The sequence below is a fragment of the Arthrobacter sp. T572 genome (assembly GCF_056780115.1).
The window spans coordinates 413,526-430,640 of sequence record NZ_JBRAZQ010000002.1; the positions used below are offsets into that span (position 1 = coordinate 413,526).

The 17,115-nt window shown below is 65.2% G+C and carries 12 protein-coding genes, 1 tRNA gene and 1 riboswitch; of the genes, 5 read left to right on the top strand and 8 right to left on the bottom strand.

The window, feature by feature from the left end; genetic code table 11:
- Window positions 1-159: 159 nt before the first annotated feature.
- The gene (locus tag ACUYMZ_RS03130; protein ID WP_426005556.1) at window positions 160-408 is read left to right on the top strand and encodes a hypothetical protein; all 249 of its coding nucleotides are present in this window, start codon (window positions 160-162) and stop codon (window positions 406-408) included.
- A gap of 146 nt (window positions 409-554) precedes the next feature.
- Here the strand turns inward: ACUYMZ_RS03130 and ACUYMZ_RS03135 are convergent, their stop codons facing one another.
- The 6 genes from ACUYMZ_RS03135 to ACUYMZ_RS03160 form a co-directional block, all read right to left on the bottom strand.
- The gene (locus tag ACUYMZ_RS03135; protein ID WP_426005558.1) at window positions 555-776 is read right to left on the bottom strand and encodes a hypothetical protein; all 222 of its coding nucleotides are present in this window, start codon (window positions 774-776) and stop codon (window positions 555-557) included.
- 104 nt (window positions 777-880) lie between these two features.
- A complete protein-coding gene (locus tag ACUYMZ_RS03140; RefSeq protein WP_481602070.1) occupies window positions 881-5,821 on the bottom strand; it encodes an NAD-glutamate dehydrogenase in 4,941 nt (1,646 codons plus the stop codon).
- Between the two features lie 159 nt (window positions 5,822-5,980).
- Window positions 5,981-6,051, bottom strand: a tRNA-Cys gene (locus ACUYMZ_RS03145).
- A 107-nt stretch (window positions 6,052-6,158) separates the two neighbouring features.
- Window positions 6,159-6,647 (bottom strand): hypothetical protein, encoded by a 489-nt coding sequence (locus ACUYMZ_RS03150; protein WP_481602071.1) that lies wholly within the window; start codon window positions 6,645-6,647, stop codon window positions 6,159-6,161.
- A 54-nt stretch (window positions 6,648-6,701) separates the two neighbouring features.
- Entirely contained in the window at window positions 6,702-7,652 is a 951-nt protein-coding gene (hutG, locus tag ACUYMZ_RS03155) for a formimidoylglutamase (protein WP_481602072.1), read from the bottom strand.
- 156 nt (window positions 7,653-7,808) lie between these two features.
- Window positions 7,809-9,251 (bottom strand): NCS2 family permease, encoded by a 1,443-nt coding sequence (locus tag ACUYMZ_RS03160; RefSeq protein WP_426005563.1) that lies wholly within the window; start codon window positions 9,249-9,251, stop codon window positions 7,809-7,811.
- Between the two features lie 112 nt (window positions 9,252-9,363).
- On the opposite strand from ACUYMZ_RS03160, the gene ACUYMZ_RS03165 reads away from it, so the two are divergent.
- Both ACUYMZ_RS03165 and ACUYMZ_RS03170 read left to right on the top strand, forming a co-directional pair.
- Window positions 9,364-9,999: a copper resistance CopC family protein gene (locus ACUYMZ_RS03165; protein ID WP_481602073.1), complete on the top strand. Its 636-nt coding sequence runs from the start codon at window positions 9,364-9,366 to the stop codon at window positions 9,997-9,999.
- 157 nt (window positions 10,000-10,156) lie between these two features.
- Window positions 10,157-10,342: riboswitch (cyclic di-AMP (ydaO/yuaA leader) on the top strand.
- A gap of 3 nt (window positions 10,343-10,345) precedes the next feature.
- Window positions 10,346-11,134, top strand: a complete 789-nt coding sequence (locus ACUYMZ_RS03170; RefSeq protein ID WP_481602074.1) for an NlpC/P60 family protein — start codon at window positions 10,346-10,348, stop codon at window positions 11,132-11,134.
- 84 nt (window positions 11,135-11,218) lie between these two features.
- Here ACUYMZ_RS03170 and ACUYMZ_RS03175 read toward each other — a convergent pair whose 3' ends face one another.
- Window positions 11,219-11,887: an FAD-dependent monooxygenase gene (locus ACUYMZ_RS03175; protein ID WP_481602075.1), complete on the bottom strand. Its 669-nt coding sequence runs from the start codon at window positions 11,885-11,887 to the stop codon at window positions 11,219-11,221.
- Between the two features lie 436 nt (window positions 11,888-12,323).
- Here ACUYMZ_RS03175 and ACUYMZ_RS03180 point away from each other — a divergent pair, with 436 nt between their 5' ends.
- Complete coding sequence (locus ACUYMZ_RS03180) at window positions 12,324-13,361, top strand: universal stress protein (protein ID WP_426005569.1); 1,038 nt, start codon at window positions 12,324-12,326, stop codon at window positions 13,359-13,361.
- Window positions 13,362-13,379: 18 nt separating this feature from the next.
- Window positions 13,380-16,193 carry a PEP/pyruvate-binding domain-containing protein gene (locus ACUYMZ_RS03185; RefSeq protein ID WP_481602076.1) on the top strand — a complete coding sequence of 938 codons (2,814 nt, stop codon included), beginning with the start codon at window positions 13,380-13,382 and terminating at the stop codon, window positions 16,191-16,193.
- Here the strand turns inward: ACUYMZ_RS03185 and ACUYMZ_RS03190 are convergent.
- On the bottom strand, window positions 16,190-17,110 hold the full coding sequence (locus ACUYMZ_RS03190) for a cation diffusion facilitator family transporter (RefSeq protein WP_426005572.1): 921 nt from the start codon (window positions 17,108-17,110) through the stop codon (window positions 16,190-16,192). The two genes, ACUYMZ_RS03185 and ACUYMZ_RS03190, sit on opposite strands and share 4 nt — an antisense overlap.
- Window positions 17,111-17,115 lie beyond the last annotated feature (5 nt).

The window sequence follows — 17,115 nt, forward strand, 5'->3', positions numbered from 1 at the left end:
AATTTAGCCACGCCCCGGACTTTGTTCGCAACGCAGCGTCCGGGGCGTGGCAAATGTAGTAGAACTTATGGTGTACGTCACGTCCGGCGACAACGGTGTCCCGGGCTTGACGGTCAAGTGAATATCAACAGAGAACATCCACAAAGGGGTAGAAGTTCAATGAAGGCACGGGGAGCAGTCCTTTCCAGAAGAAACGCACACTCTGCGACGGTTTCCGACTGGAAGCAGCTCAAGGTCGGCGAGAGGGTGGAAGTGGTCAAGTACGCCCATGTGATCGCGGCTGGACTGATCGAGGAAGTCTCCGGCAGCGGCAATGTGGTGTGGCTTGAACACTCCGGCCCGGGTGTCACCGAAGAAGGCAAGGAACTTTTCATGAAGTCCGACGGCGTGACCCTCCGCCGCGCGTAGGTACCCAACTGAGTCGCAGTAGTGCGCGTTTAGACCGCTCAAAACGCGCACAAATGCGACCTGGTTGGGGGGCTTAAACAGAAACCGGGGCCTGTCCCTTTCCGCGGGTAGTAATGGCGGAAAGGGACAGGCCCCGGTTCTGCTTGCTAAGCGGCGAGAGCTTCGTGGGTCTGGCCGAAGGGAACGGATTCGTCCAGGGCCACGGTGTAGGTGCCGGGCTCATGCCTGGTCACCAGGATGCCGCAGTTGGCATCTGCTCCTGCGCTTTCGATGAGGGCATCCACGGCGCGGTCAAGACCGTCGTGGATCTCGCTTGCGTTGGAGAACGACAAGCGGATTTCGCGTTCTGCGGTGATCGCAGGGGTCATGGTTGGGGCCTCCTCTACGTGTCGCTATGCGAAGGCGACCCATCAACTATAGAGCGTTTGCCCCGAAAATTTGTAAGATGACTGTCAGCCCAGTGATCTGGATCTCACCTGCGAACCATGGCCCTGAGCAGTTTGACCGCCACGGACAGGGCTGCAATATCCATGGGGCCCGGCTTGATGGCTTCCTTGATGGTCTGTTGGATGCGCGCCAATTGTTCGATGTTTCCCCGCTCCCAGTCCACGATCCGTTCTACGGGATCACCGGCTGCAGCAGACGACCGTGGCGTGTGCCTGACGACGGCCTTGGTCATGTCCGCCAGCACCAGGTACATGTCGTCCCGCAACGCGGCCCGGGCCAACGATTCCCAGTGGGTGTCCCGCGACAGCATGGTGATGTGCTCCAGCAAAGGGATGGCCGAGATCCGTTCAAACACCGCAAAATACACTTCCGCCACGGCCTCCACCGGCTCCTGCAGTTCTTCGGCGATGGCGGAGATGTCCAGCAGGCCATAGCTCACCAGGAGTTCGGACGCACGGACGCCCAGGCTGTGCGGGAGTCCCATAGCATCGGTGTGGGCCAGTCGCTTCAGCGAGTGGGCCAGGTTGATGCCGTGCAGGAACCCCGTGAAGTTGGCCCGCATCAACGCCATGGGCCGCTCCAGCCTGGCGAAGGCATCAGCCACCGGTTTGTCCCTGAAATCGTGGGTGACATACCAGCGGACGGACCGGTCCAGGAGGCGGCGCATATCAAGGGCAACGGCGGCTCCGTGCTCGCTCGGAGTGCTTGCAGGAAGCGCCGCGATCGCTTCCATGACCGAGTCGAAGTCCCAGATCTGCCGCATGACGACGAAGGCCCGTGCGACTGCCGTGGCCGAAACCGTGGTTTCCTCCATGGCCCTGAAAGCAAACGAGATTCCGCCCATGTTGATCATGTCATTGGCGATCACCGTGGCCACGATCTCGCGCCTCAGCGGATGCGTGGCCAGCTGTTCCCCGAACCGCTGGGAGACTTGCTGGGGAAAGTAGGAACGAAGCGTCTGGGCGAACCATGGATCATCCGCCAGGCCGCCTTCCGTGAGCTCCCGTGCCAGCTCGATCTTGGCATAGGCTGCCAGGACGGCCAGTTCCGGAGTGGTCAGGCCCTTGCCCGTGAGGACCCGTGCCTGGAGTTCCTGGTTGGAAGGGAGGAACTCCAGGCTACGGTCCAGGTCCATCGCTGACTCCAGCCAGTCCATGGTCCGTTCAAAGCTCGGGCTCCATTCCAGGGCCAGTTGCTTGTCATTGAGGAGCAGGACGTTTTGGTCCGCATTGGTCTTCAGCACGAGCCGTCCAACCTCACCCTGCAAGGACTGCAGGAAGCCGGTCCGTTCAGCCGCGGGCATCCTCCCGGCCGAGATCATCCGGTCCAGGAAGATCTTGATGTTCACCTCATGGTCCGAACAATCCACCCCCGCCGAGTTGTCGATCGCGTCCGTATTAACCAGGATTCCTGCCAGCGCTGCCTCAACCCTGCCCCGTTGTGTCACGCCCAGGTTGCCGCCCTCGGCGATGATGTGCGTGCGGAGCCGGCCGGCGTTGACCCTGATGGCGTCGTTGGACTTGTCGCCCACCTCTTCGTGGGTTTCAGCCGCCGCTTTGATGTAGGTGCCGATGCCGCCGTTATACAGCAGGTCCACAGGGGCCCGCAGGATGGCGCGCAGCAGCTCGGGTGGGCTGACCGCCGTCGGCCCCTCCTCCATGCCCAGGGCGAGCCGGACCTCCTTGGTGATGGGCACCGACTTCTCCGCGCGGGAGTACACACCACCGCCGGGGCTGAGCTTCGCCGGATCGTAGTCGGCCCATGAAGACCGGGGCAGCGCGAAGAGTCGTTCGCGTTCCTGGTAGGAAGCAAGCGGGTCCGGGGTGGGATCCAGGAAGATGTGCCGGTGGTCGAACGCAGCCACGAGTTTGATGTGGTTGGAGAGCAGCATGCCGTTGCCGAAAACGTCTCCGCTCATGTCGCCGATGCCCACCACGGTGAAGTCCTCGGCGCGGGAGTCGATGGTGAGCTCGCTGAAGTGGTGGCGCACGGATTCCCAGGCACCGCGGGCCGTGATGCCCATCTGCTTGTGATCGTAACCCACCGAGCCGCCGGACGCGAAGGCATCACCGAGCCAGAACCCGTACTCGGCCGCCACCGCGTTGGCGAGGTCGGAGAACGCAGCCGTCCCCTTGTCGGCCGCGACTACAAGGTAGTAGTCGTCGCCGTCGTGGCGTACTACGCGGGGTGGGCCGACAACGGTCCCGTTGGGTCCGCCGTCGGGATCCGACACCAGGTTGTCCGTGAGATCCAGGAGGCCACGGATGAAGGTGCGGTAGCTTTCCTGACCTTCGGCGAGCCAGGCTGAGCGGTCCTCCGCCGGGTCCGGGAGCCGCTTGGGGAAGAATCCGCCCTTGGCTCCGGTGGGCACGATCACTGCGTTCTTGACCGTTTGGGCTTTGACGAGCCCCAGGATCTCCGTGCGGAAGTCCTCGCGCCGGTCCGACCAGCGCAAGCCGCCACGGGCGATCGGTCCGAAGCGCAGGTGCACACCCTCCACTTGTGGCGAGTAGACCCAGATCTCGTGCTTCGGCCGTGGGGCCGGGGCGGCCGGCACGTTGGAGGGGTTGAGCTTGACGCTGATGTACGGCTTGTTGAGGTAGAAGTTGGTGCGCAGCGTCGCTTCCACCAGGCTCGCCAGCTGCCGCAAAAGCCGGTCGGCGTCCAGCACGGGCACGGCGTCGATGGCGTTGGCCAGCGTGCTCCTGGCCGCGTGGACCGCCTGGGTGCGGTGGCTTAGTTCGCTGGTGCCTTCCTCGAAGACGTCACCGCCGCCGGACGGGGCCGCGCCACGGGGCTGCGCCCCGCCGCCGGACGGCCCCGCGCCGCCGGACGGCCCCGCGCCGCCGGACGGCCCCGCGCCGCCGGACGGCCCCGCGCCGCCGGACGGGGCCCCGCCGCCGGGCTGCGCCCCGAGGCCGGGCTCGAACAGGTCGGGGCCAAACAAGTCCGGATTGAACTTGGCCTCGAACAGGTCAAGGAGGGCATGCGTGGCGGCGGGGTTGCCGCGAAGCGTGTCCGCAATGAAGCCATACGAGTTGGTACTGCCCAACTGCCGCAGGTACTTGGCATACGCGCGAAGGACGGCAACGTGGCGCCAACCGATCCCCTCCCTGATGACCAGCGCGTCGAAGGCGTCCGACTCCGCATCGCCCCGCATGGACGCAATGAACGAGTCGGCCAGCAGCCCGGCTGTCGGCAATGGATCCATGCCGCGGGGATACTTGAGCCCCAGGTCGTACAGGAAAAACTGCCGGCCATCGGCCCGCTGCACCTCGAACGGCCGCTGGTCCAGGACCTTCAACCCGAGGTTGTGGAAGAACGGCAGGATTTCGGTGAGGCTCTGGGGCCGGGTCAGGTAGACGCGGATGCGGGCGTCCTCGGTCAAGACTGCCGTGCCCGGGCGCTGGTAGACGGACAGCACAGGGTCCGGAGCATGCCCGGGTTCACCGGACGTGCTGCTGGGTCCGAAGCTCTCAAACCGGCCGATGTCCTCTACGGCGTCCTCGACCTCGTATTCTGCCTTGTAGCCTGCCGGGAACGCCGCAGCCCACTGCGCAGACAGGCGGCTGGCTTCCCCGCGCGGGTACACCGCCTGCAGTGCCTCCTCCAGTCCCTGCGCCCACGACCTCGTGGCAGCAATGATGCGCTGCTCCAGTACTGCGGAATCAACGACGGCGGTGCGTGCCTCCTGCTGGCCGGTTCCGGTGGCGGCAGGCAGCAGGATGCGGAAGAAGACCCGTGCCATGGCGGATTCGCCCAGCCGGAGCTCGAACTCGATCGCATCCGTTCCGAACGCTTCCCGCAGCTCGCGCTCGATGTTCAGGCGCACAGCGGTGCTGTACCGGTGGCGCGGCAGGAAGACCAGCGCAGTCATGAAACGCCCGTACGAATCCGGCCGCAGGAACAGCCGGGTGCTGTGTCTCTCCTGCAGGCGAAGTATTTCGCGGGCATGCAGTGCCAGTTGCTCCGCATCGATATGGAAGAGTTCGTCCCGGGGGTAGGCGTCCATCACGGCGAGGAGCTCCTGGCCGTGATGGGATGACGGCGGATACCCAAGGGACCGCAGGACCTCGGAGACCGTGTCCCGGATGACGGGAATCTGCAGGACAGGGTGCGCCGAGGAACTCGGGGTGAACAGGCCAACGAAGGTGTTGCCCGTCCGCAGGCTCAATTCATCAAGGTACGCGTGGCGCAGCACGGTGGAGCGCCGGGTGGATTTGGTGAGCGTGAGGATCGGGTCCCTTGCGCCGCGGTTGTCGATCGCGGCTTCGCCCCGCAGGATCCCCAGACCGGCTTCTCCCGGTCCTTGGTAGCCAAGGAACACGAAGTTCCCTTCGGCCAGCCAGCGCAGCAGCGCTTGGGCATCACGCGTTCCTGCCCTGGTTTCGCCTTCGAGCCCGCCAACAGCCCTGTCAAGCCGTGCCTGCATGGCGGGGGCATCCTCGGCGGCGGCCCGGACATCCGCCAGCACGTCCTGCACCCTGGCAATGAGCAGTTCTGCGCTCGCCTCGTCCGGCAGGCGCGGGATATCCAACGCCAACCACGACTCGGTGAGGCGGCCGCCGTCGTGCGTTGCGGAGGAGGAAGGCCCGACGGCGGCTGGGAGCCCCGTGCGGTGCGGTCCCCGGCGGATGTGGGTAAGGCGGTTGGTGGCGGGGTCGCGCCTGACCGTAAAGGTGGGGTGGACGAGGAGCCGGATGGAGGAGGCATCACGGGCGATTTCGGCGGTGACGGACGGAAGGAGGTAGGGGAGATCATCGGTGACAATGGCTACCACGCTGGCGTTGGTCTCGTGCAGGATGCCCACCACGGACTGGCCGGGCTCACGCCGCTCTGCCAACGAACGGTGGTAGCGTGCCCGTTCCAGGAGGGTTTCGGGCGTGCAGTTGCGGACGTCGTCATCGGATACGTGCTCGTAGTAGTCGGTCAGGAAATCATCGGCCGGCCCGATCCCTGGTGACATGCCACTGCGCCTCCGCTGCCTCCGGCGGTCCAGGGAGGGGCCGTGCTGGTGCGGCTTGGAGAGTCCCTGCGCCTCCCTCTATCATCGCCGCGAGATGGCATTTAATACCAATGTTTGAGCCAAACATTGTGATCTAATGCCATCTCGCGGGGGCCAGAGACGTGGTGACGGGATTCGAACCCGCGTGCGCTGCTTTGCAGGCAGCTCCCTGGCCTCTTGGGTACACCACGTGCCAACGACCCTAGGCGCGGTGGCAAGTGCCGGACAAAGTTCTTTTCCCCGGTGGTCCCGGGGCTACGGAATCTTTCCCGGGGCTACGGAGTGTGTCCCGGTTGGGCTACGTGGTGTTTCCGTGGGTGGCGGCCTGTGACGGCCGGGTCCCGGTCCAGCTCCGGGCTGCCAGACGGGCCAGCTTCCACGCGCTGGAGGCCAGCAGCAGGGTAAGGATGGCTGCGGCAACGTGCGTGTAGAGCATCAGGTGCACGGATCCTTCGGACGCGGCGCTGCTATCCGCAGGAACGTCCAGGGGCTGATTGCCACCGTGCAGATGCCCGAAGAGTCCGCCGCCGGGCACGTATCCGCCAAAGGCATCCAGCCCGAAGTGCAGGAGTTGCTGCGCCACGCCGGAGAACAGCAGCAGCAACAGGGGGCCATGGACCCAACGGGTAACCAGTTGCGCTGCGAGGCAGGTGAGCGCAAGGAGGGCCAGCAGCAGGGGCAGGGCCGGGGGAGCGCCACCGGCAGCCACGTGGGCTGCCAGTCCCAGGGCAACAGCGATCACACCAGCCGCCCAGGCCCACTTGTCCTGCACAGGAGCAGTGCGCATCGCCATCCTTTCCTCCACACAGGCTATGCGGAGAAAGACGCCGATGAACAGGGCTCACGCGAGGAGCGTGTTCACCAGCCTCGCTGCAACCTTGGCCGTCCGGGAATCGATGTCGAACTCCGGGTTCAGTTCTGCCACATCCAGGTGCAGCAGCTTTCCACTGGCAGCAACTTGGCGGCATATTGCGTTGATCACCGGCAATGGCACGCCGTACGCCGCCGGCGCACTCACCCCGGGAGCTACCGAGGCCGGCAGCACGTCGAGGTCGATCGTCAGATAAAGTACGTCCACGCCGGCAAGGAAATCCGCAACAAAAACCTCCACCCGTTCCGCGGAGCAGTCCTCGTCCAGCAGGTATTTCACGCCGAGCCGGTCAGCGGTGTCGAACAGCGTCCGCGTGTTGTTGGGTTCCGAAATACCGACGACGGCGTACTGCAGTTCGCGCCCGGCGGCGGCTTCCTCCCGGGACATCTGGAGGAACGGCGTACCCGAACTCGGAGTGGGCTCATCCCGCAGGTCGAAGTGGGCATCGAGGTTCAGCACGCCCAGCCGCTTGCCACTGCGCACGGCGTCAGATCCCGCAACGCCCAGGTAACTGGCGAACGCGGTCTCGTGTCCGCCGCCCAGCACCACGGTGAGGTTTCCGCCGTCGAGCAGTGCCGAAATGGCGCGCCCGGCACGCTCCTGGCCCGCCTCCAGGGCGTCGCCTTCCACCACGACGTCGCCGGCGTCGAAGAGGTCGCGGTCCAGATGGAACGCCAGCGGACCCAGTGCCGAACGGATCGCGGCCGGCGCCGCTGAGGCACCTACCCGGCCCTTGTTGCGGCGGACGCCGGCGTCACTGCAAAAACCAAGCACGACGGCGGGACGCAGGGCCCCTGCGGACGTTTCCGGGGTGTGGGGAGCCACAGCCTGCCACCACCGGCGGTGCTCGGCGCCGTCGCCGTCGAAACGGCCGGTCCACGGGGTGGGAGTGACGTCTACGGTGAGGGCGCTTGTTTCCATGCTTAAAGCAGACCGGACCCGGACGGCCAAAGCCAGCAGTTCCGGGTCCGGAGTGTCTGAAATGCCGGACATCCAGGCCCGGACATCACCGCGACATGGCATTTGATGACAATGCCGGAGCCCAACATTGTCACCAAATGCCATCTCGGCGGGGAGCTATTTGACCCCGAGCAGCTCCTCCACGGTGCCAATGCCAAAGAACAACAGGAAGGCGGCGGCCACGGCCCACATCAGCGGGTGGACTTCGCGGGCACGGCCCTGGAACGTGCGGATCAGGACGTAGGAGATGAATCCGGCGCCCAGGCCGTTGGCAATCGAGTACGTGAACGGCATGAGGGCGATGGTCAGGAAGGCCGGGATGCCCACGCCCCAGTCCTGCCAGTCGATCTTGCCCACCTGGGAGACCATCATGAAGCCCACCACCACCAGTGCGGGGGCGACGGCTTCGAACGGAACCAGGTTGATCAGCGGCGTGAAGAACATGGCCACCAGGAAGAGGATGCCGGTCACGATCGAGGCGAGGCCGGTGCGTGCACCTTCGCCGATGCCGGCGCCGGACTCCACGAAGATCTGGTTGGAGGACACGGACGAACCGCCACCCACGATCGCGCCGAGGGCGTCAACCTGAAGCACACGGTCAACGTTGGGGATGTTGCCCTTTTCGTCGACGGTCCCGGCCTCGTTGGCCAGGCCCACCATGGTGCCCATGGCGTCGAAGAAGATGCTCAGCAGGATCACGAACGCCAGCAGCGCCGCTGCGATGAAGCCCAAGTGCTCAAAGGCACCGAACGGGTTGGCTTTGCCGATCAGTGAGAGATCGGGTGCGCCCCATTCGGACAGGGTAGGGGCCACCAGGGACCAGCCGCGCGGGTTCACGGTGTCGCCGTCCACACTGGGGCCGATGTGGAGCGTGAACTCGAGGATGGCGGCCAGTGCGGTGGATGCGACGATGCCGATGAGGATCGCGCCACGGACCTTGCGGACTACCAGGGCGATGGTCAGCAGCAACCCGACGGCGAACACCAGGGTGGGCCAGCCCATGAGCTTGCCTTCAACACCCAATCCAAGGGGCACAGTGGTGCCGGCGGCGTCCGGGATGCGGCGCACGAAGCCGGCGTTCACCAGGCCGATCAAAGCAATGAACAGGCCAATGCCCACCACGATCGCGGTCTTCAGCGCCTCCGGGACAGCCTTGAACACGGCGGTGCGGAATCCGGTGAGCACCAGGATCAGCATGGTCACGCCGGAGAGCACCACCAGGCCCATCATGTCCGGCCAGGTCAGTTCCGGGTGCGAGGCCACGGTGACGGCCACGAAGGCGTTGACGCCAAGGCCGGTTGCCACGGCAAACGGGTGCTTTGCCCACGCACCCATGAGGATGGTCAGGATGCCCGCGACGAATGCGGTGGTAGCTGCCACGGCAGTAAAGCCGAGTGATTCGCCGCTGGAGTCCGCTCCGGAGAGGATCAGGGGGTTCAGGACAACGATGTAGCTCATGGCGAAGAACGTCGCAAAGCCGCCGCGGATCTCGCGTGAGTACGTGGAGCCTCGTTCAGAGATCTTGAAGTAACGGTCGATGGCAGAACCTTGTTTAAGCATGAAGGTCTCCGGGGATTGGGTGAGTGTGCTCTCAAATCCTATGCCGCGGATGCGGCCGGCCCGGACGATTCGCCTAGTCTGTAAGGAAGCCAACACTAGGAGAAACCGCCCCATGCGTACCATCCGCCCCCTTCTGGCCGCCGTCGTTGCTGCTGTGGCCTTCACCGCCGCAGTGCTGTTCGGTGCTGCTCCGGCATCCGCGCACGACGTCGCCGAGTCCACCGCTCCGGCGAACGGTGCCAGCGTTGCCGAGGTCCCGGCGTCGGTCTCCATCACCTTCAACAACCGCCCCCTGGCTATCGGCTCGGGCGTAACGGTGACTTCCGGTGGCGAGAACTGGGCGGATGGCGCCGTCGAAATCATCGACAACCAAGCGGTGCAGAAGCTTCGCCCCGGCGCGCCGGCTGGCCAATACACGGTCACGTGGCGCGTGGTCAGTTCCGACTCCCACCCGATCGAGGGCACCTTTTCCTTCACGGCCGCCAGCGGAAGTACGACGGCGGCCGGCGGCTCGGCGGCGGCGTCACCGTCGGCGTCAGCACCGGCGGCGTCGGTCCCTTCGGCAGGCACGTCAGCACCTGGTACCGGCGGCAACGAGGCTGCCCCGGCGGCGGAGTCCCACCCGTTTCCCTGGAGCATCGTCGGGCTGGCTGTTGTTGCGGTTGGCCTCGTGATCTTCCTGGCCGTTACGGCGCGTCGGAAGTTGGCGGCCACCGACGGCGCCGATGCCGAAAAATCCGCGGAATAACGGGGTTTTCTACTTAGCGTCGAAGGTCTCGGATCGGTTACTGCGACACGCCAAAACCAAACTTCTCGTTACTCAAATGTGACTTTGGTGTGATCATCGCGTACGGTAGTACCTGTGCCCGACCCATGTACGGGGCACTTCCGGCCTGATTGCCTAGCTCTGCCGCAGGCCGGAATCCGTTCGCAGACATACCTACGGCAGAGACGGGGAACCCATTTTGGTCAGCTTTTGAAGCTGACCTTGGGGTGAAGTCACGAAGCTTCCGCTGCATGGCGGGAGACAGTGGCCGGGTGACTCCCATCCGAATCCGACAGCTAACCTCGCAGGCATCGGGAGAGGCTTTTTCATGTCTTCACGCATTCTTCGCGGCCGTCGTAAGGCGGACAGCGTACGTCCCAATCCGTTCATCTCAATCTCCAAGGCTGTTGCCAGCAACGCATCGGGCGCAGGCCGCCAGGCTGCTGTTATCGCCGCCGCGTCGGGCCTGGTCCTGACCGGTTCCATCGCCGCCCACGCCGCGGAAACCCCGGCACAGGCACCGGTGGAGCGCGACTCCAGCCCCGCCACGGTGGCGCAGACGGTTTCCGAGGCTCCCAACAAGGTTGTCACCGCCGCTGCAACGGCTACCGTCAACTTCGAGCGTCCGGCGGTTGCTTCCGTAGCAGCACCGGTCATCGAAAAGCCGGCACCGGCTCCTGCGCCGGCACCCAAGAAGGCTGCAGCCGCCACCGCTGCCGCCCCGGCCAAGGCCACGGCTACCGCCACTGCAACCGCTCCGGCTCCTGCCGCTCCTGCTGCCGCAGCTCCGGCCGCCGGTGGCGTCAACGCCGCCATGGTTGCCTCGGCCTACGCGCAGATCGGCATCTTCCAGGACTGCACCGCCATGGTTGAAAAGGCCCTCGGCTCTGCAGGTATCCGGGTTGGCGATCTCGCTCCCATGCAGTTCCTGAACTACGGCAAGGTAGTCAGCGACCCGCAGCCGGGCGACATGATCGTCCAGTCCGGCCACGTTGCCATCTACATCGGCAACGGCCAGGCCATCAGCGGTGGCATCAACGGCAACCAGACGGGCATCCACCCCATCAGCTGGCTGACCGCAACGGGTCCCCTGACCTACGTACGCGCAGGCGCCTAAGCCTCACGCTTCACCCAAAAGCCGGCATCTCCGGGACTCAACGTCCCGAGGGTGCCGGCTTTTGGTGTCTGGTTGGAAGGCGTTTCAGGCGAGGGCAACGCCCGGTGAGGCCGGAAGGGCCACCCTTGCCGAGATGGCCTGGCCCACGGCTTTGGCCTGCCGAAGTACTTCCTTGGGGGTGGGGGTCACGAGTTCGCCCACGCCCACCAGGTGCATGCCTACCGCCCGCATGGCAGCCACGAGGTTCTGGCCGATGCTGATTCCAAGGTCCGCGAGCATCCTGCGCAACTGGCTCTGGGCGCAGCGCGTGACCACGATGTGGTCGGCCAGCAGGATGCCGTCCGGGGTGTGGACCGCCCATTTCCGGGTTTCCACCGGGGATAGGCCGGTGCGGGTGCTGCCAAGGTCCGCCACGTGGCCATAGGCCGCCTGTGGCTCGCTGCCCAGGAAATCGAGGCGCACGGCGCGGGTAGTGCTGCGGACATCCAAGTGATGGCTCGCTGCGTAGTTGCGCAAGTGCCGGAGGATTTCGTTGCGTTCCTGCATGGCAGCGGGGTCGGAAACATCGCAGCGGGGCAGCATGCCGGTATGAAGGGACGCCGTTGCCGGGGAAGGTGTTCCCATGAGACTGTCCACCACGATCGAGCCAACGCCATGACGGCTCAGTTCGCTGGCCACAGCCAACCCGGAAAGCCCGGCGCCGATGACCACGGTGGTGGTCCGTTCCGTGCCGGAATCAGGCGTGAGGTGCACTGCTTGGTTCCTCCTTGACTGTGCGCCCGCGGGCATCGCATGGGTTGCGTCCGGGTCCCCAAGCGGTCGCAAGTAAATGGCCGGTATGTGTGCTGGAACACGCTTGCCGGCCATTCGGTGACTCGAACATTACCCAACTTTTTGTGTCGTGGATAGCCTCCGCTACAGCGTGTTTTTTGTGGTCATTTTGGCCGCATCAAGGAGCCTGGCTGCGGGCACTGGCTGGACCCCGAAACCGAGCCCGGACCGTTATGCACATAGCCCAACGTCGCCTTGATTCGGCCATGCCAACCGAGAATAGTTGGGATTGGAAGGGGAATCCCAAGGGCTTCCCCGGCCCCGGCCGCAGGCAAGCCTGTCACGAGGTCCATCGATAGCTGGAACCTCTGGCAGAATGGCCGGAACATCAAGCAGCAGGTGGAGAGGCAGGCCCCCAATGGACCAGCACGGCAGACACGTTGACCACACCCGGGACGGTGAGGACCCGGTGGCAGCACCCGGAGGAATCGTCGTCGGCGTGGATGGTTCGGAGCACGGTCAATGCGCCTTGGTCTGGGCCGCCCGGGAAGCTGAACGCCGGCAGCGCCCGCTCCACATCGTCACCGCCTACTCGGTGCCGATCTTTGCTGCTTCGGGCTTGGACGGCGGATACGCCACAGTGGACGACTCCGTGATCCGGGAGGGTGCCGAGGCGATCGTCAAACAGGCCATGGACAAGGTTTCCGGCTACTCCATCGATGTCGACGCTTCCGTTGAGAACGGAGACGCGGCCGGTGTCCTGCTGGACCTGTCCGCGGAGGCGGAGCTGCTGGTCTTCGGAAGCCGTGGGCGTGGCGGGTTCGTCGGGCGCCTCCTGGGCTCCGTGAGCAGCGCGCTGCCTGCCCATGCCAAATGCCCTACCGTTACTGTGCCGCTCTACTGCGCGGACCGCTTGGGCGAGAACACCGAGGACAAACACATCAAGGCCGAACACGCCAAGGCCGGTCCGCGGACGGTGGAGAATGTGGTCGTCGTGGGCGTGGATGGTTCGGAGCAGGCGCGGGTCGCGGTTTTGGAAGCCGCTGAACAAGCGGAGCGGATGGGCGCCAGCCTCCGCGTCATTTGCGCAGTTCCGCAGTACAGCGGATCGCTGGCCTGGGTGCCTGCGCCGCTTGATCGCGATGCCCTCTTCGCGGACATCAAGGTGCAACTGGACGCTGGGGTAGCGTGGCTGCGGAGCCACTTCCCCCGGCTGACCGTGGAGACGGACCTCCGGGACGGCGCACCCGTTGACGTCCTGGTGGAGGCCAGCCGCAGTGTTGAGCTGGTGGTCCTGGGCACCCGCGGACGGGGTGGATTTGCCGGCATGCTTCTGGGCTCCACTTCGGACGGCGTCCTGCACCATGCCAAGGGGCCCGTGCTGGTGGTTCCGGACAGGGAAGATCCCAGGCTCGCCGACCGCGCCAAGTTCGGTCCCATGCTTGGCACAGCCTAAAGCAGCGCCGCCCTTCACATGAGCAGCCAGGAACGGAACCGGCAACCAACAACTGGTGGACGCACGTACGTTGTGCCGCTGGACCGGATCCGGGCTGGGATGCTCGCAGAAGTCGGAGGCAAGGCGGCAAACCTGGGGGAGTTGCTTGCCGCCGGGTTCCCCGTGCCTTCAGGGTTTTGCCTGACGACAGCCGCGTACAGGCATTCCCTCGCGTCCACCGGCCTGGAGGATGTTCTTGAGGCCTTGGATGCTGCGGCTAACTCCATGTCCGGCCAGCAGTCCATGTCCGGCCGGCGGGCCACAGCCGAACTGAACTCCTTGGCGGCCCGCGCGCGATCGCAGATACGGGAGGCGGGAATCCCTCCTGATGTGGTCGCCGAACTGCGAAGTTCCTATCTGGCCCTGGGCGGAGACGCTCCTGTCGCGGTCCGTTCCTCGGCCACAGCGGAAGATTTGCCGTTCGCGAGCTTCGCCGGCCAGCAGGACACGTTCCTGAACGTCGTGGGGGTGGACAACGTCGTTGATGCAGTGAGCAGATGCTGGGCTTCGCTGTGGACCGACCGGGCCGTGAGCTACAGGACCACCAACGGAATCAGCCACTCAACGGTGACCCTCGCGGTGGTGGTGCAGCAAATGATCGACTCCGCGGCCGCCGGGGTGATGTTCACTGCCAACCCGGTGACAGGCCGCCGGCGGGAGGCAGTCATCGACGCAAGCCCCGGGCTCGGCGAGGCCGTGGTGTCGGGAGCGGTCAATCCGGACCAGTACATCGTCGATGTCCAAACCCGGAGCATCCTCAAACGGACCCTCGGTGATCGTCGGGTGGAAATCCGGTCGGTACCCGGCGGCGGCACGGAACGGATCGAGGCCGCCCTGCCAGACAACGCTCCCCAACAGTGCCTCAGTGACTCCCGGATCCAGGAGCTGGCGCTGCTGGGGCAACGGGTGGAGGAGCACTACTCTGCCCCGCAGGACACGGAATGGGCCATCGACAAAACCGGCACCTTGTGGCTGACGCAGGCAAGGCCCATCACCACGCTGTATCCACTGTTCACCAGGAAGCCAGGCACCCCTGGAGAGCACGCTTTCCTGAACTTCAGCCTCGCACAGGGACTGACCCGTCCCCTGACACCCATGGGACTGGCCGGGATACGGCTGATCGCTTCCTGCGTTGCCCGGACTGCCGGTTTCGACGTTCCCCATCCGCGTTCCGGTCCTTCGCCGTACTACGAGGCCGGGCAGCGGATCTTCTTCGATCTCACGTCCGTTGTGCGCAGCCGGGTGGGCCGGTCCATCGTGCCGCGCGTCTTCGACATCATGGAGGCCCGCTCCGCGGCGCTGATCCGGGGGCTTACGGAAGATCCACGGTTCTCCATAACCAACAAAACCCCGCTGAAGCTCCTCCGGCATGTGGCTCCGGTGGTTGCCAGGTACAGGGTGCCGGAGACCGCGCTTCGCGGCCTTTTCCGTCCGGATGCCGCCATGGATCGCGTGGGCAAGCTCAGCAGGCACCTCAGGGACTCACTGGAACTTTCCGGCGCTGCCACGAGCCGTGAGCGCCTGGGCCATGCGGAGCAGATCCTCGGCCGGCAGATTTTTGCCACCGTGCCACAAATCCTTCCGCTGCCGGCCCTCGGCTTCGGCATGCTGCTGATGGTCAGGAAGTTGCTCGGTCCGGACGTGTCCTACAACGAGCTCCAAACCGTGATCCGGGGGCTACCCAACAATGTCACCACGGAGATGGACCTGGAGCTTTGGAGCTTGGCCGCGGAAATCCGGGAGGACCCCGAAGCCGCCGATTACTTCCGGACACACAGTGCAGGGGAACTGGGAGCGGCCTGCGTGGCTGGAACCCTCCCTCCCCGTGCCCAGTCCGGTGTGGAAAAATTCCTGACCGCCTACGGACACCGTGCAGTGGCTGAGATCGACCTCGGCATGCCGCGCTGGTCCGAGGACCCGACCCATATCCTGGGCGTAGTGGCCAACTACCTCAGGCTGGAATCTCCAGGACGCCTGGAAGGACGCTTGGAACCGGGAATCCCGCCCCAGGAGGCGCCAACGCCCGGGGACCCCGACCGGCAGTTCGAGCACGCCGCACGGGAGGCCGAAAAACAGGTAACAAGGCTCGTGGCCCGTGCCAGGACCAAGAGCCCGGTGCATGCGGCACTCGTCAAAACAGCCCTGGACCGAACACGCCGGTTTGCCGGGCTGCGGGAGTTGCCCAAGTACAACCTGGTTCTCGGCTTGGCGGCGGCACGCAGGCAGTTGCTCGTGGTTGGTGAGGACCTCGCGCGGGACGGCCGGATTGACGCGCCGGAGGACATCTTCTTCCTTGAGTTTGACGACGTCGATCTCGCGTTGTCCGGAAGGAGTTTCCAGTCCACGGTGGCACAGCGGCGCGAGGCCTACCAGCAGGAGCTGCGCCGCCGGCATATTCCGCGGGTCCTGCTCTCTGACGGCACCGAACCCGAGGCAACAGGCCAGTTGGCCGCCAAGGACCTGTCGCCTGGTGCCCTTGCCGGAAGCCCGGCGTCGGCGGGGGTAGTGACGGCGCGGGCAAGGGTCATCATGGATCCCGTGGGAGCCCACCTGGAGCCCGGCGAGATCCTGGTGGCCCCCTCAACAGACCCGGGGTGGACGCCGCTCTTCCTCACGGCGGGCGGGCTGGTCATGGAAATGGGTGGCCCCAACTCGCACGGGGCAGTGGTGGCCCGCGAGTACGGAATCCCCGCAGTCGTGGGTGTTCCTGATGCCACGCTACGCCTGGAAACCGGCCAGGCCATTACTGTGGACGGAGCCGCCGGGACAGTGGTTCCAGCCGCTGAAGCCTAGGCGTGCTGGTGGGATTCGTGCTCCGAGTGGCTGACGGGCTCCAGCTGGAACGTGCAGTGGTCGGTGTCGAAATGCCGGCCAAGGCATGAGCCCAACTGGTCCAGGATGCTGTCAGCACCCGTCGCATTGAGCACCTCGTCTTCAACCACCACGTGTGCTGAAAAGACCGGAACACCGGACGTAATGGTCCAGATATGGATGTCGTGCGCGTCCACCACGCCCTCGACGGCCAGAATGTGTTCCCGGATCATGGTGACTTCGATCCCCTTGGGGGTCGCCTCGAGGAGAACATCCACCACATCGCGGAGCAGGTGCCAGGCCCGGGGAATGATCATCAGCGCTATCACCACCGATGCAATGGGGTCCGCTGCCGTGAATCCGGTGGTCATGATGACGATCGCAGCCGCAATCACGGCCAGCGAACCGAGGAGGTCGCCCAGGACTTCCAGGTAGGCACCACGGACGTTGAGGCTTTCCTTTTGCGCACCCTGAAGGATGAGCAACGAAATGAGGTTGGCTGCGGCGCCCACGATCGCTGCCCACAGCATGACGTCCGTGTGGATTTCGGGCGTCTGCCCAAAACGGCGGATGGCTTCGATCATGATCACCACGGCGATGACGATGAGGATCAACGCGTTGGCCAGCGCTGCCAGGACTTCCGCCCTCTGGTAGCCGTAGGTGCGCTGGTCGCTGGCGGGCCGGGTGGCGATCCACGCTGCCATCAGCGCAATGAAGACCCCGGCGGCGTCCGAGAGCATATGGCCTGCATCGGCCAACAGGGCGAGCGAACCGGAAAGGAAAGCACCCACTACCTGGATGCCCACGACGCCCAGGGTGATGACAAGGACGGCCACCAGTCTCTTCCGGTGCTTGCCGGTAGCTGTGAGTCCGTGCGAGTGGTTGTGGTCGTGCCCCATGACTA

Bases quoted from the DNA above. Each gene is read 5' to 3' on its own strand.
- ACUYMZ_RS03130 (WP_426005556.1), top strand. From the start codon at position 160: ATGAAGGCACGGGGAGCAGTCCTTTCCAGAAGAAACGCACACTCTGCG.
- ACUYMZ_RS03135 (WP_426005558.1), bottom strand. From the start codon at position 776: ATGACCCCTGCGATCACCGCAGAACGCGAAATCCGCTTGTCGTTCTCC.
- ACUYMZ_RS03140 (WP_481602070.1), bottom strand. From the start codon at position 5,821: ATGTCACCAGGGATCGGGCCGGCCGATGATTTCCTGACCGACTACTAC.
- ACUYMZ_RS03150 (WP_481602071.1), bottom strand. From the start codon at position 6,647: ATGCGCACTGCTCCTGTGCAGGACAAGTGGGCCTGGGCGGCTGGTGTG.
- hutG (WP_481602072.1), bottom strand. From the start codon at position 7,652: ATGGAAACAAGCGCCCTCACCGTAGACGTCACTCCCACCCCGTGGACC.
- ACUYMZ_RS03160 (WP_426005563.1), bottom strand. From the start codon at position 9,251: ATGCTTAAACAAGGTTCTGCCATCGACCGTTACTTCAAGATCTCTGAA.
- ACUYMZ_RS03165 (WP_481602073.1), top strand. From the start codon at position 9,364: ATGCGTACCATCCGCCCCCTTCTGGCCGCCGTCGTTGCTGCTGTGGCC.
- ACUYMZ_RS03170 (WP_481602074.1), top strand. From the start codon at position 10,346: ATGTCTTCACGCATTCTTCGCGGCCGTCGTAAGGCGGACAGCGTACGT.
- ACUYMZ_RS03180 (WP_426005569.1), top strand. From the start codon at position 12,324: ATGGACCAGCACGGCAGACACGTTGACCACACCCGGGACGGTGAGGAC.
- ACUYMZ_RS03185 (WP_481602076.1), top strand. From the start codon at position 13,380: ATGAGCAGCCAGGAACGGAACCGGCAACCAACAACTGGTGGACGCACG.
- ACUYMZ_RS03190 (WP_426005572.1), bottom strand. From the start codon at position 17,110: ATGGGGCACGACCACAACCACTCGCACGGACTCACAGCTACCGGCAAG.